Origin of the sequence: Gemmiger formicilis (assembly GCF_016901605.1) — a bacterium.
GTDB classification, from domain to species: Bacteria; Bacillota; Clostridia; order Oscillospirales; family Ruminococcaceae; genus Gemmiger; species Gemmiger formicilis_B.
Genome location: NZ_JACJKP010000069.1, coordinates 1 through 13,491 on the forward strand (window position 1 = coordinate 1; position 13,491 = coordinate 13,491).

The following is a 13,491-nucleotide window of genomic DNA, read 5'->3' on the forward strand; positions in this document are numbered from 1 at the left end:
GGTTCTCCGCCTGGCGATCCTCCACATTGGAGAATTTGATCTGCGTCAATTTGGTAACGCCATCCACCAGAAGAGACACTTCCGGCCCGAATTTCTGCTTGATTTCCGCCACCGTGATGGGGGTGTCTTCTGCCACATCGTGCATCAATGCCGCTGCAATACTCTCGCTGTCCATGCCCAGTTCCACCAGAATATGGGCCACCGACAAGGGATGGCAGATATACGGCTCGCCGCTGCGGCGGCGCTGCTCCCCGTGAGCCTGTTCCGCCAGCGCATAGGCGCGGTCGATCATATCAAAATCATAGGGGCGCCCGCTGTCGATCATGAATTTTTTCAGATCGGCATAGGTAATGGGCATCTTGCCTTCTTCGGCTGTGTTGATTTCCTTCGTCGTTTCGGTAGTTCCCATAAGAATTCTCCCCCTTTGGATTTATTGCTTTGCTGCCTGCTGTGCCAGCCTGCGCAAAACAGGTGCCGCAGCCAGGTCCTGTTTTTGCGCAACCGGCACCGGCAGCCAACGGCCATCCTGTTCTTCAATCAGGCCCAATTCCCTCAAGGCTGCCAGGCTGGCCAGCATTTTGCCGGCGTTCTCCGGTCCCTGTGCCGCAAAAGTAGGCTGCAGGTCCCCTGCAAATACCTGCCCGCTGCGAATTCGTTTATACAACATGACGGTATCGGCACGATCCGGCAGCAATGCTTCGGCCCGGGCCGGTTCCAGTACCGCCCCGGTACAGAACGCCTCGAACCAGGCGGCCTGCTCGCTGGGTGTGTTGGTCAGATTGGCCGGGCGGATCGCCTTAAGATGTGCCGATACCATCGGGCCGTTCCGTCCCGTAAATACCGATACTTCCAAGGCGGCTTCCACGGCTGCCCCTACCGGATAAGCAAATTTCTGCGGTGCCGTGCCGAACACCGAAGCAAACAGGGTATGGTTCCCCTGCCGTAAACGCACGCGGGTATGGCGGCCTTCCGCCCCCATGGCCCAGACGCCGTCCACAATGGCATCCCGTACCAGCAAAACCGGCGTGGGATTTTCCCGGCCGAACGGCGCAAGGCGGCCCAGTTCCCGTACATTTTCCAGCGAAATCTCTTCCAACGTTGCCGGTGCGTCCAGCTGCAACGTTGCCGGTGCCGGCTTGGCCGCATTTTGTGCGGCCCATTCGTTGATGGCCTGCCGGAATGCGAGCAAACGTTCTTCTTCAATTTCAATACCGGCTGCAGCTGCATGGCCGCCGTACCGGATCAGATATTCTGCACACCCGGCCAGCGCACCATGGAGGTCAAAGGTGTCGGGCGCGCGTCCGCTGCCCCGGCCCTCCCCTTCATGCATCGAAATTACAATCACCGGGCGGCTGTAACGTTCCATCAGGCGGGCAGCCACAATGCCGATCACCCCGGCGTGCCAGTCCTCCCCGGAGACGATCAGCACCCGGTCCCGCAACCGCGCCGGGTCCGCTTCCAGCGTATGGCAGGCGGCGGCAAACACTTCCTGCTCGGTCTGCTGCCGTTCGATATTGATCTCCGCAAGGCGTGCCGCAATTCCGGTTGCCTGCTCTTCGTCCCCGCAAAGCAGCAGCTTCAGGGCGACGGAGGCGTTATCCATGCGGCCGGCCGCATTCAGGCGGGGCGCCAGACCGTAACTGACTGTATCCGTAGTGACCGGTTTGCCGGCATATCCGCCGCTTTCCAACAAAGCTTGCAATCCCGGACGCATGGTGTCCTGCAAAAGGTTCAGTCCCTCCCGCACAAGAACACGATTTTCTCCCACAAGGGGCATCACATCCGCCACGGTTCCCAGGGCCACAAATTCCCCGTACATTTCCAGCAGTTCGGTCGGTTCGCAGCCTTCCAGCGCCGCACACAGTTTGAATGCCACGCCGGCGCCGCACAGGTCCTTGAAGGGACTTTCGTCATCTGCACGTTTGGGGTCCACGACGGCCACCGCCTGGGGCAGCGTTTCGCCCGGAAGATGATGGTCGGTAATGACCAGATCCAGTCCCAATTCTTTGGCACAGGCCGCTTCTTCAATGGCCGAAATACCGTTATCCACCGTAACGACCAGCGAGAAGCCTTTTTGCGCCAGGCTTTCCAAGGCTTGCCGGGTAAGCCCGTAACCGCTGCCGCGGGTGGGCAGTTTGCACCGCACATGCGCCCCCTGGCTGGAAAGGCACTCATACAGGATAGCCGTTGCGGAGATCCCGTCCACATCGTAATCGCCATAAATGACGATGGGTTCTTCCTCTTCGATTGCCTGCTGAATCCGCGCCACTGCCTTGTCCATATCCTTCATCAGGAACGGGTCCGACAGTTCTCCGCCCGGCTCCAGCAGCTGATGAACCACCTGCGCGTCATCGTACCCGCGTGCGGCCAGTACCCTGCGCAGCAGGACGCCGCAGCCCGCTTCAGCCAGCACCTGCTCGCTGTTCGGTTCTGCGGTTTTGATTTGCCAGGCCGGATAATTCATGGTGGTTCTCTCCTTACAAAACGCGGCTTGCCAATGCCGCACAATCATGCATTTTTAAAGTCCGTTTCAAAATCGTGGGTCAGGCCATCCTGCCGCAGCATGGTTTCCAGTGTGCCGATCTCTGTGGACACATCCAGGCTGATATCCTGCAGCAGCGTATCATAGAGTTTGGCATAAGCCTGATTCAGCGTATGCAAAATACCGGTAATATCGCGCCGGATTTCCCGGGCGTTTTCCGTTTCGGTATTTCCCAACCCCTGGGCTGTATCCAGAAGTTTGCGGGTGGTGGGAAGATAATATTCCCGGAACCGCCGTACCCGGGGTAATTGCTCGGGGTGATTATGCACAAAGCCCAGGATAGCTGCGCAATTTTTGCGCATGGTTTCCAGCTCTTCATCCGCATTCTCACCCAGCTTACCGGTGCTGCGCGCCAGATAATCAAGGAACGCAGCGCCGTCCCGCTGCAAGAGTCCTGCATCGTCCAAAACCGGTTCTTCCTGTTGCGGTGCCGTTTCTGCTGCAGACTGCGGTGCTGTCCTTTCGGGAGCACAGCGGGTGATGTCCAGATACAGCTTGCCATCCTGTTCCAGAACCGCATCGGGCAGTTCACCGCGGGCAATGGCCTGCTGCAGATCCCGCAGCACCTGCTCCCTGCTGAATGCACTGTCCCCGGCCAGAGTGACCACATCGCTGACCCAATCCCGTGCCACCCGCAGATAGCGGCGAAGCCGGTTGATGTAGCGATATTTTTTGATTCCCACACCGCCCATGATGCCGAACCCTACGGTCAACGGCGTAAAACAGGCCATCAGAATGGGAAAGACCATAAATTCTTCCTGGGTGACGTTCAACGCCTGCGGTCCTGCCGCAGAAAGGGCCCACATCACAATGGCAGCTATACCAAAACAGGAGGCCAGCGTCCACCCCACAACCGCCAATGCCACGGCATCATCCTGATTCTTTTTTTGCAGCTGCCGGTCCATGCGGCGTTTCCATTTGGGAAAAGGAAGATTTTCGTCCTTTTGCCGGGCTGCCCCGATGGCTTCCCCCACCTGTTCCAGCGCACCGGAAATGCTTGCCAGAACACCGGCACCAATGCCCGATGCCACGCTGATGGTTTGGTCGAGAATGTCATCCAGGTCGGAAACGCCCGTGTAACGGGGTTTTTCCTCCGAATGGTCCGACGGTTTATAGGGATGTGTTGCCATAGATTCCTCTTTCTTTTTACTGCGCCGAAGATTTGTGTTCCCGCATCAGCGCCGCCGCACAGCGTACACCGTCCACGGCGGCGGTCATGATGCCGCCCGCATACCCGGCGCCTTCCCCGCAGGGGTAAAGCCCCTGCAATGCGGTACACTGCAGGCTATCTGCATCCCGCAGAAGTCGCACCGGACTGCTGGTGCGGGTTTCCAACCCGGTAAGAACGCCATCCGGGGCGCGGTAGGCGGCCAGTTTTCTGCCAAAGGCGGTCAGACCTTCCCGCAGAGCACCGGACAGTTCTTGCGGCAGCAGACCCCCCAGATCGCAGGGGGTCACACCACGGGGATAGGTTGGTTGCACACGCTGCAATTCCAGCTTGCCGCGCCCCTCCAAAAAGCTGCCCACAGTTTCTGCGGGGGCCAGATATGCCCCGCCGCCGGCACGGTAAGCAGCCTGTTCCAGACTGCGCTGAAAAGCCACTGCCTTGGCGGGGTCCTGATCAAAGTCTTTTCCATCCACGCTGACGACCACCGCCGCATTGGCATTGCGGCCGTCACGAGCGTGGAAACTCATTCCGTTGGTAACGACACCGCCTTCCTCACTGGCTGCGGCGCATACGGTGCCGCCCGGGCACATGCAGAAAGTGTACACACAGCGCCCGCCGCTTACGTGCTGGCTGAGCTGATATTCGCCCCTGGGCAGGGACGGATGCCCCGCAGCCCCATGGTACAGGCTTTTCTCAATTTCTGTCTGCAGGTGTTCGGCCCGGAATCCAACCGAAAAAGGTTTGCATTCCAGCGGAAGTTCCATCTGATGCAGCATCGAAAACGTGTCCCGTGCGCTGTGCCCTACTGCCAGAATGACCGTATCGCAGTCTATACTGCCCGCTGTCGTTTCGATGCCGCAGAGCACACCGTTACGGCTGCGCAGCCCGGTCAGCGTTGTCTGGAAACGTACCTCGCCCCCCAACGCTTCAATTTCACCCCGGATATTGCGAATCACATCCCGCAGCAGGTCGGTCCCTACGTGAGGTTTCTGGCGCCAGGCAATATCAGCCGGCGCACCATGATCCAAAAACGCCCGGGTCACAAAGGCACAGAGCGGATCGCCCACCCGTGTGGTGAGTTTTCCGTCCGAGAAAGTTCCTGCGCCGCCTTCTCCGAACTGTATGTTGGCATTTTCATCCAGGTGGCCGGTGGTTTCAAACTTCCGGACTGCCTCTACACGCTGTGCCAGCGCGGGGCCGCGTTCCAGCACAAGGGGGCGGTAACCGGCTCTTGCCAGAAGCAATGCGGCAAACAATCCTGCCGGGCCCAAACCGACCACCACCGGCCGGTGAGTCAGCGGCGTATCGCCCACGGGAAAGTCAAATTTAGGTGGCCGTGTGAAACAGACACAGGGCGAGGCCCCGGCCAAAGCCGATTCCTCACCCTCGTCGTTGAGCGTGACTGCAATGGTATACACCAGCACGGGCTTGCCGTGCCGGGCATCCACCGAAAGCTTTGCCACCCCGCAATGTGCCGCCCGGGCGGGCGGCACACGCAGAATGCGCAGTGCCTGTGCGGCCGCTTCGGCATCCGGGGCGGAGCAGGTCAGCGGCAGGCGAATATTACGAACCAAAAGCATATAAAACGGATTCCTTCGGATTTTTTATTTAGCAACCACTTCGCACTGGACCGTGTAGCTGCCCGTTGCAAAGATGCGTGTGGACGACGGGATCTGAATGGTGACCGGAATGGTCTGCTGCCCCACCGTCAGGTTGACGCTCTGGCAATCGATCTGCGCCACTACGCTGTCTGCGGATATGGTTTCGATCTCATCCGCCGGGCCGTACAGGGTCACCCCTGTGACCACGCTGGACAGGATCTCCAGTTCATAGTTGCTGGGAACGTTGATTGCCTTGATGTTGGAGATATTGAGCGTCGTGGATTCCATGTCACTGGTATCAAAACTCAGCGTGACACTGGTAACGCCATCCAGCGAAACGATACCTGCCGGCAGTTCTACCAGGCGCTGATAATCGCGTCCCAGTTCAAATTCACGTGCCAGGTCAAAGTCCGACACCGTCAGTTCTTCCAGGGTGCTGATCGTACGGGCCGGGCCCGCCACACGTAAGGTGTCCTGGCTGAGCGAATATTTGAGGCTGCTGGTATCAAAGTTGCTGGGAGTACCGATAAAATCAACCACCAACGGCAGTTCCCGCACCTGATATACCGTCAGCGTAACGTTTGCCGTTTCGCTGTCCATGGTTGTGTACTGCGGTTCGATCTTGTCACCGTTTTCATCCCGCAGTTCCAGTGTTGCCGGTACGGTAGTGGTATCCGACAATTCCGTATCGCTGCTTACCGTTGCCACCACCGAAGAAATCTGATCCAGTTCGGAGGTGGGGCCGCGCAGCGTGATTTCGGCAGGAACCGCCGCGGTTTTGTTCAGCATATAACCTTCCGCCACCGACACACCCGAAGCATCTACTGTGACGGCCAGCGTTTTTTCGCTCACTTCATCAAATACGACGTCAATGGTTTTGGGGTCCTCTACGACACACTCAATATCGCCTGTAAAATCCGTTGTGTTCACCAGACGGGCCTGCAGGCGCAGTGTGACTTTACCGGCGCCGCTGACCCCCGCATAACTGGGATACACCATGATATCGGAATTCTGGATATTACCGATGATCGTGCTGTTGCCGGTCACCTTTACATCGACCGTTTCGATATCGGGCTTTTCCACAATGTCCAGACCTTGCGCCGTATACGTAGACGCGGAGTATGCATAATTGATGGGAACATTTTGTACCGTAATGGACCCCTGCGGGTCAATATACACGGTTACTACCGTCCAGGCAATAAAACCGCACAGCAATGCCAGCAGCAGCGAAAACGCCGGATGATTCCAGGGCGAGTTGCTGCGGTTCGCGGCAGCTTTCGGCGCGGCATTAGTCGGCTTTCGCATGGGTTTGTGCGCCTCCTTTGCGCAGCAATTTTTTCAGAGCCGGAACGCGGGTCTCGTTCGTTTCTTCCGGCGGAACAATTTCCTCCTGCAGCAAATTGAAAAGATTCTGGCGATCCAGGCGGCGAATCAGAATACCGTTTTTCGCCATGGAAATAATGCCGGTTTCCTCACTGACGATCACCACAATGGCATCCGAGTTTTCGCTCATGCCTAAACCGGCACGGTGACGTGTACCCATATCCTTGCCCATTTCCAGGTTGTTGGACAAAGGCAACACACAACCTGCCGCTACGATCACACCGTCACGAATAACCACGGCGCCGTCATGCAGCGGGGTGCCTTCATAGAAAATCGTCCCCAGCATTTCGGGAATCACATCCGCGTGCATCGGTGTGCCGGTACGAATGATCTCATCCAGGTTATTGTTACGTTCCAGCACCATCAGCGCACCGGTACGGGTGTCGGACAGTTGTTCTGCCGCATCGCAGATGGCTACCACGGCACTTTGCCAGACCCCACGCAGAGAAGGGTCCGCCCGCCGGTTGCCGAACAGGCGCCCGGCCCAGGATGTAGTCTGGCCCATACGTTCCAGTGTGCGCCGCAATTCCGGCTGAAAAATAACGACCGCAGCGGTAAAACCGATGGTCAGCACGTTATTCAGTACCCAGGTCACCGTGCGAAGATTCATCACATATGCCAGACCGTAGAACACCACAATCAGCAAAATGCCTTTGACAAGCTGACCTGCGCGGGATTTGCGCGCAAATTGAATCAATTGATAAAACGCGAACGAAATGATCAGAATATCCAACGTATCGGACACCGGATCAAACGCACGCAGCGTGCTCGCGATTGCCGAGATCATCTGGTTTTTCAGCATGAACCGCCGGGCCTCCTTCCCCGCCTATGTAAGTTTGCCGTACGAACTTGCGGTTTTCAGGTTTCCAGCAATGCTACCGCATGGGCAGCAATTCCCAGTCCCTCGCCTGTAAAACCAAGGTGTTCTTCGGTCGTAGCCTTCACACTGATGGCATCCAGTTCCACGCCAAAGGCTGTGGCAATGTTTTGCCGCATAGCCGCAATGTGCGGCGCCAGTTTGGGCGCCTGGCACAAGATGGTTGCATCAATGTTGCCTACTGTATACCCGTGCTGACGGATCAACTCCGCTACCGCACGGGTCAGGGCCATGGAATCCGCCCCCTTGTAGGCCGGGTCTGTATCGGGAAAATGCTTCCCAATGTCACCAAGCGCCGCAGCGCCCAGAACAGCATCCATGATTGCATGTAACAGCACATCCGCATCGGAATGGCCCAGAAGGCCTTTTTCGTAGGGGATTTCCACACCGCCCAAAATCAGTTTGCGGCCCTCAACCAGACGGTGAACATCGTATCCATGCCCTATACGCATTGTCTTCTCCTTTTTCAGGTCCTCTTTTGTGGTGATTTTATAATTCTCATAGTCGCCCTCTGTCAGGCTTACCGGCAAACCGGCCAGTTCAAACAGACTGCAGTCATCGGTGACCAGGCGGGCTTTTCCCCCCGTAACGGCGGAAAGTGCCTGCAGATACAACGCCCGGGAAAAGCACTGGGGCGTCTGCACCGCATACAGAGTAGAACGGTCCGGGGTATCCAGCACACGGCCATCCGTCCCCGCTACCTTGATGGTATCCTTGACCGGGACAGCCGGGGCCGCCGCTCCGGTTTTGGCAGCTTCCTGCAACGCAGCGGTAATTACCGCCCGGCTTACAAAGGGCCGCGCTGCATCATGAATGGCCACCAGTTCCCCGTTGGCCGCTGCCACGCCGTTGCGGACACTGTCCGCCCGGGTTTCCCCGCCTTGCACCACCGTGCAGGGCTTGGGGCACGCGGCGGCGATCTGCTCGCAGATTTCCCGGTTTGCCCCGGCCACCAGAATCAGTTCCCCGATGGCGGGGTGCTCTGCCAGTGCAGTGCAACTTTTTTCCAGCACCGTCTGCCCGTTGGGCAACCGATAACTGAGTTTATCAAACCCCATCCGGCGCGAGGCCCCGGCCGCAACAATCACAGCGGTTACTGTCGGCAGCGATTCTTCTGACATAGAGCGCACTTCCCCTTTACTTCGTACATATAAGTTTATTATACAAGGTCGTCCGGAAAAAATCCACTAAATTCCGGATGATTTTTTGTGCAGTGAGAAAAAACTTTCCGCTTCCAAAATCCATTTTCCGGTCAGTGTTTTCTGCAGCGGCGCAAAGACGCCGGTTCCCGGTTTCGACCGTTTTCTTTCTGTTGCCGCATTACAAAAAGCAGCACCGGGCCGCCCTTTTTACAGGCAGCCCGGTGTAATTTGACTTATTAATTTATGCGCGGCGCTTTTTGTCCAGCCGGATTTTATCCGCGATCATGGCAATAAATTCGCTGTTGGTCGGCTTACCGCGCAGATTGTGAATGGTGTAACCGAAATAGCTGTTCAACGTATCCACATCTCCACGGTCCCACGCTACCTCAATGGCATGCCGGATCGCACGTTCCACACGGCTGGCCGTGGTGCCGTTGCGCTTGGCGATTTCCGGATACAACCGTTTGGTAACTGCATTGATGTAACCGTGGTCCTCTGTGGTGAGCAGAATCGCGTCGCGCAGGAACTGATACCCCTTGATATGTGCCGGAACACCGATCTGATGCAGAATCTCCGTGACGGTCATTTCATCGGAATCCTGCGAACTGCTCTGGGGACGGCTGCTGCCACCTGCGGCCTTCAGAACGCGGCTGACAAGAACGCTTTCGTCAAAGGGTTTGACGAAGAAAAACGAAAACCCGTTGTCCAGCAGTTCCTGTTCCATTTCTTCGCTTTGGAAAGCTCCCGTGACAAAAAAGGTAGTCCGTGTGCCGCTGGTATTTTGTGCTTCGTAACGCTGCTTGACCGTGATTGCATCCAGATCCGGCATGAACGCATCCAACAAAACCGCCTGCGGATGTACATTGAGGAGTGTTTCCAGTGCCTTGTTACCGTTTTTCTCACAAACAGTCACCGTAACCCCTTTGTTTTCCAATGCCTGACGGCACAGGGCAGAAACCTGCGCGCCGGTATCGGTCATCACGAACTTGATCTTTTCCATCGTCATATCCTCCAGACATATCTCGGGTTCAAGGCGTTCGGATGATCACTGCACCATCAAACGGTGCTGCGCCTGCCCCGCCGGTTTTCGTTTACGATGGAAATTTTACCATATTTTTCCATCTATCGCAAGGGGCTTTTCCAATTTTTTTACTCTTCAAAGCAAGTTTCGTTCGACCGTTTTTCTGTTTTTATTTGTTTTTATGCGCTTTTTTTCTTGCGGCTCTGTTTCTTTCACGCTTTTTCGCCCGGGGCGTACCTGGAATTGCAGGAATTTTCTTCCAATTTCCCTTTTTGGTGCTGCTTATCGTCACACTGCAACAGAATCCCCCATGCCGAGCTGCGCCAAGTGTCCGCGCCTGATTCAGGAGCCTTGGAAATCAACGCTCCTACAACGTGTGTATTTGTATTTCTGCAAACCGGTACCAGGTAATTCCCCCTTAAATAAACAGAGGCCTGGATTTCTAATCCCAGGCCTCTGTTTTCATCCCGCCAGATTTACCTGGGAGATGCTGTCTGCCTTTTCCAACATTGTGGTAGCAAAAATACCGTATCCCCTGGCCGGATCATTTACAAGCACATGGGTCACAGCCCCCACAAGGCACCCGTTCTGCACAATAGGGCTTCCGCTCATCCCCTGCACAATGCCGCCTGTGGCAGCCAGCAATTGCGGGTCCGTCACCTTAATCAGAAGATTGCGGTTGGGGTCACTGCTGGTCATGTTGACCTGCTCAATACGCACAGTGTAGCGCTTGGGCGTTCCGCCGGAAATGGTCGTCCAGATTTCCGCATCCCCCAGGGCGATTTCCTGGGGCTGCCTGACCACACAGGACTGCCCCGCAGTCGCTCCCGTATAACGGCCATATACCCCGGTGGTATCGTTGGCCAATACCGTGCCGGCCGCAGCAGCGGAAAACTCTCCGCGCAGTTCTCCGGGGCTGCCGGCGGCCCCGCTCACGTAGCCGGTGATCACAACCGGCACGATCTCCCCCGAAAGAAGTGTAATATCCGCACCGGTATCGGTATCACTGATTGCGTGGCCAAGGCCCGCAAACGTACCGTTAAGCGGGTCCAAAAATGTCATGGTCCCAATTCCTGCGCTGGAATCCCGTACCCACAACCCTGCGCGGTAAGCGCCCGTTGCGGCGTCCTGTACGGGCGTAAGGGAGGTAGTATATTGCTGCCCTTCCCGCTGATATACAATGCTGAGCGGCTTCCCTTCCGCCTGTGTAATGGCTTGCGTCAGTTCTTCATTGCTGCGCACCGCATGACCGCCCGCCGAAACGATCAAGTCCCCCAGTTTCAGTCCCGCTTCCTTGGCCGGGTTTTCGGTTCCCAGCGCTGTATACTGATCCGAGAACGCCACCACCAAGGCCCCGTCAGAAAACATCTTCACCCCAAAAGGTGTACCGCAGACCTGTACGCTGCGCTGTTCCACCTGAACCGTGCGTACGGTTTTCAGCGGCACCGTACCGAACAAGGCCAGCGTTACATTCTGGCTCTTATCCGGGTTGGTGCTGTCTGCCTCTTCTACCTGTTTTTGTGTGTTCTGCACGGTGACCCATGGCATGGAAGCAATCCGGAGTTCTTTACCAAGGCCGGCGGTATAAAAAGTATCGGGCAATGCATTGGCTACAAACCACAGCCCCCCTGCCAAAAGAATCAGCAGTACCAGGAACAGTTTAAGCAATCCTTTTACAATTGGATGTCCGGGCATAAAAAATCCCCTCCTGCCGGATAGCCTATGCAGGAGGGGGGCAAATTATTACAATCTTTTTCTTGGGTTTTGTCGAAATATCCGGGGCTTTGCTTGCCAATGAGGCCCAAATTGACGCCTTACACAGCCGTTTACGGGTCTGTGCGCAGCTTGCGGCAATACTGGGTGCAAAGCTTATCGGTACATTCTGAGCATTGCAACGCTGCGTTGGAGTGGTCCCAGAAACGTTCCGGATACATCATCACGCACAGTTTCCAGACGAGCCACGCCGCAGCAGACATCACCACCAACGAAACCGCAAAGAAACCACCCATAAAAATCAACGGTGAGAACATCATCAGGTGATCCCAGTTAAAAATCCGGCAGGTGGTGCAGCATCGGTTTTTCATAATCAGGCGAAAGGGACACCAGATCAATACACAGATCAAATCGCAGACATAAAACAGTACCGAGATCATAAACAGTGCAAACTTGCTGATGACACCGCAGGCGAACAATATTCCGATCACCGCAACCAACAGGCACCAGATCACAAACACTTTATAGGCCGCCAGCGTTGTGCTGACAATATAGTTTTTGAGAGCCTTATAATTGATTTTTCCGCGAAACGGTTTGAATCGGTTGGCAAAAAGTTTTTGGGAACCCAGCGGCACCTTGTTTTTGATGGGAACGATCTGAAGAAAGATATCGGCGACCCAGATCAGCCATAAAAAATGCAGAGGCGAAATCTGCCGAAAAAAATTCATACCGTCCAGCACCAAAAAACTTTGCGGCTGAACCCGGTACAAGAGGATGCACAATACAAAAATCAAACAGCGCCCCACCAGCCGGGCAAAATATTTCTTTCTGGTCGCGGACATGGCGTTCCTCTTTCTTTACTTTGTATGGTCCGGCCATCCTCACCCGGGGCGCCTCGCTTTGACCTACTCGCATAGCGCCGGGAAAGATCATTGGCTTGCTTTATCTAAAGAAAAATCCCGAACACTTTCGTGTTCGGGATTTGGTGCGGATGAAGGGATTTGAACCCACACTCTTTTAAGGGAACTAGAACCTGAATCTAGCGCGTCTGCCAGTTCCGCCACATCCGCATATTTGCTGTCGTTTCCGTGTCTTTCGTTTGCCTCGTGACCCGGGCGACGTGTATTATTATAGCCAGGTCCCCCCGAAAAGTCAAGCGTTTTTTTGAAAAAAATCAAAAAATTTCAAAATATTTTTGTTTTTACAAAAATAGACGTAGAAACGCCATTTAAAAAAACGTTTTTGCTTGCTTTCCCCGCCTGATTTGCTATAATGTGTGTAAAAGATGGAGGTACAAACACCATGTGGACTTGTTCTATGCTAAAAACCAACGCCCGCAATGCTCTTGTGGGACGTTACTGGCGCTCTTTTGTCGTTTGCCTGATTGCTTCGCTGCTGGGCGGTGGGATTGGATTGAATGTCACCTACTCCGTGAACAGCCCGTCGGACGGACTGTCTAACCTGCCAACCTCTACCCTGTTGCTGATTCTGGGGGGACTACTGCTCTACTGGATCTTTTCCATTCTGTGGAGCACTTTCATCGGTTCGCCGTTGACCGTGGGCCGTTGCCGTTATTTTATGGAAAGCCGGCAAAGTCCGTCTCCGATAGGAACCCTTTTCAGTGTATTCCGTACGCCCTACCTGAATGTAGTAAAGGTAGAATTTCTGGTTTCCCTAAAAATTGCGGTAGGAATGGTCCTGTTTCTGATCCCCGGCATCTATTGGGCCTATTGCTATGCGATGGTCCCCTACCTGCTGGCAGAAAACCCCTACATGACCACCAGCCGGGCCATGCAGCTGAGCAAAGAAATGATGTACGGAGAAAAGCTGCACTACTTCCTGTTGGAGCTCTCTTTCCTGGGGTGGATGTTGTTGTGCCTGCTTAGTTTTGGAATTGGTTCCTTCTTCCTTTCGCCTTATATGGCCGCCACCTTTGCCGAGTTTTACGCCGCTATGCGCGCCAAAGCTTTTGCCCAAGGGTTAACAAACAGCCAGGAGTTGGGCGGCTTTGTACACCACGATGCATCCGCTTTCTGATTTAACA

Annotated in this window: 12 protein-coding genes and 1 tRNA gene; 2 read left to right on the top strand and 11 right to left on the bottom strand. The window is 55.4% G+C overall.

What is annotated here, in order from left to right:
* From H6B10_RS07080 to spo0A, 8 genes are all read right to left on the bottom strand, one after another.
* Positions 1-409, bottom strand: a 409-nt coding sequence (locus H6B10_RS07080; RefSeq protein WP_207751586.1) for an HD domain-containing protein, incomplete at its 3' end; no start/stop codon positions are given.
* Between the two features lie 21 nt (positions 410-430).
* Entirely contained in the window at positions 431-2,464 is a 2,034-nt protein-coding gene (recJ, locus tag H6B10_RS07085) for a single-stranded-DNA-specific exonuclease RecJ (protein WP_243427298.1), read from the bottom strand.
* A 44-nt stretch (positions 2,465-2,508) separates the two neighbouring features.
* The gene (locus H6B10_RS07090) at positions 2,509-3,672 is read right to left on the bottom strand and encodes a hypothetical protein (RefSeq protein WP_204650951.1); all 1,164 of its coding nucleotides are present in this window, start codon (positions 3,670-3,672) and stop codon (positions 2,509-2,511) included.
* A 16-nt stretch (positions 3,673-3,688) separates the two neighbouring features.
* Positions 3,689-5,290, bottom strand: a complete 1,602-nt coding sequence (locus H6B10_RS07095) for an NAD(P)/FAD-dependent oxidoreductase (RefSeq protein WP_204650952.1) — start codon at positions 5,288-5,290, stop codon at positions 3,689-3,691.
* A 24-nt stretch (positions 5,291-5,314) separates the two neighbouring features.
* On the bottom strand, positions 5,315-6,616 hold the full coding sequence (locus H6B10_RS07100; protein ID WP_204650953.1) for a CdaR family protein: 1,302 nt from the start codon (positions 6,614-6,616) through the stop codon (positions 5,315-5,317).
* On the bottom strand, positions 6,600-7,496 hold the full coding sequence (cdaA, locus tag H6B10_RS07105) for a diadenylate cyclase CdaA (RefSeq protein ID WP_204650954.1): 897 nt from the start codon (positions 7,494-7,496) through the stop codon (positions 6,600-6,602). Before cdaA ends, H6B10_RS07100 begins: the two co-directional genes overlap by 17 nt.
* Before the next feature lie 56 nt (positions 7,497-7,552).
* Positions 7,553-8,692, bottom strand: coding sequence for a 2-C-methyl-D-erythritol 2,4-cyclodiphosphate synthase (gene ispF / locus H6B10_RS18705; protein ID WP_204650955.1), 1,140 nt, complete (start codon positions 8,690-8,692; stop codon positions 7,553-7,555).
* Positions 8,693-8,954: 262 nt separating this feature from the next.
* Positions 8,955-9,713, bottom strand: coding sequence for a sporulation transcription factor Spo0A (spo0A, locus tag H6B10_RS07115; RefSeq protein WP_204650956.1), 759 nt, complete (start codon positions 9,711-9,713; stop codon positions 8,955-8,957).
* 41 nt (positions 9,714-9,754) lie between these two features.
* Here spo0A and H6B10_RS07120 point away from each other — a divergent pair, with 41 nt between their 5' ends.
* On the top strand, positions 9,755-10,075 hold the full coding sequence (locus H6B10_RS07120) for a hypothetical protein (protein WP_204650957.1): 321 nt from the start codon (positions 9,755-9,757) through the stop codon (positions 10,073-10,075).
* A 121-nt stretch (positions 10,076-10,196) separates the two neighbouring features.
* Here the strand turns inward: H6B10_RS07120 and spoIVB are convergent, their stop codons facing one another.
* The 3 genes from spoIVB to H6B10_RS07135 form a co-directional block, all read right to left on the bottom strand.
* Positions 10,197-11,429, bottom strand: a complete 1,233-nt coding sequence (spoIVB, locus tag H6B10_RS07125) for a SpoIVB peptidase (RefSeq protein WP_204650958.1) — start codon at positions 11,427-11,429, stop codon at positions 10,197-10,199.
* Positions 11,430-11,560: 131 nt separating this feature from the next.
* Positions 11,561-12,289, bottom strand: a complete 729-nt coding sequence (locus H6B10_RS07130; RefSeq protein WP_204650959.1) for a hypothetical protein — start codon at positions 12,287-12,289, stop codon at positions 11,561-11,563.
* A 141-nt stretch (positions 12,290-12,430) separates the two neighbouring features.
* A tRNA-Leu gene (locus H6B10_RS07135) sits at positions 12,431-12,517 on the bottom strand.
* 232 nt (positions 12,518-12,749) lie between these two features.
* On the opposite strand from H6B10_RS07135, the gene H6B10_RS07140 reads away from it, so the two are divergent.
* Entirely contained in the window at positions 12,750-13,484 is a 735-nt protein-coding gene (locus tag H6B10_RS07140) for a DUF975 family protein (protein WP_204650960.1), read from the top strand.
* The last annotated feature ends 7 nt before the right edge of the window (positions 13,485-13,491 follow it).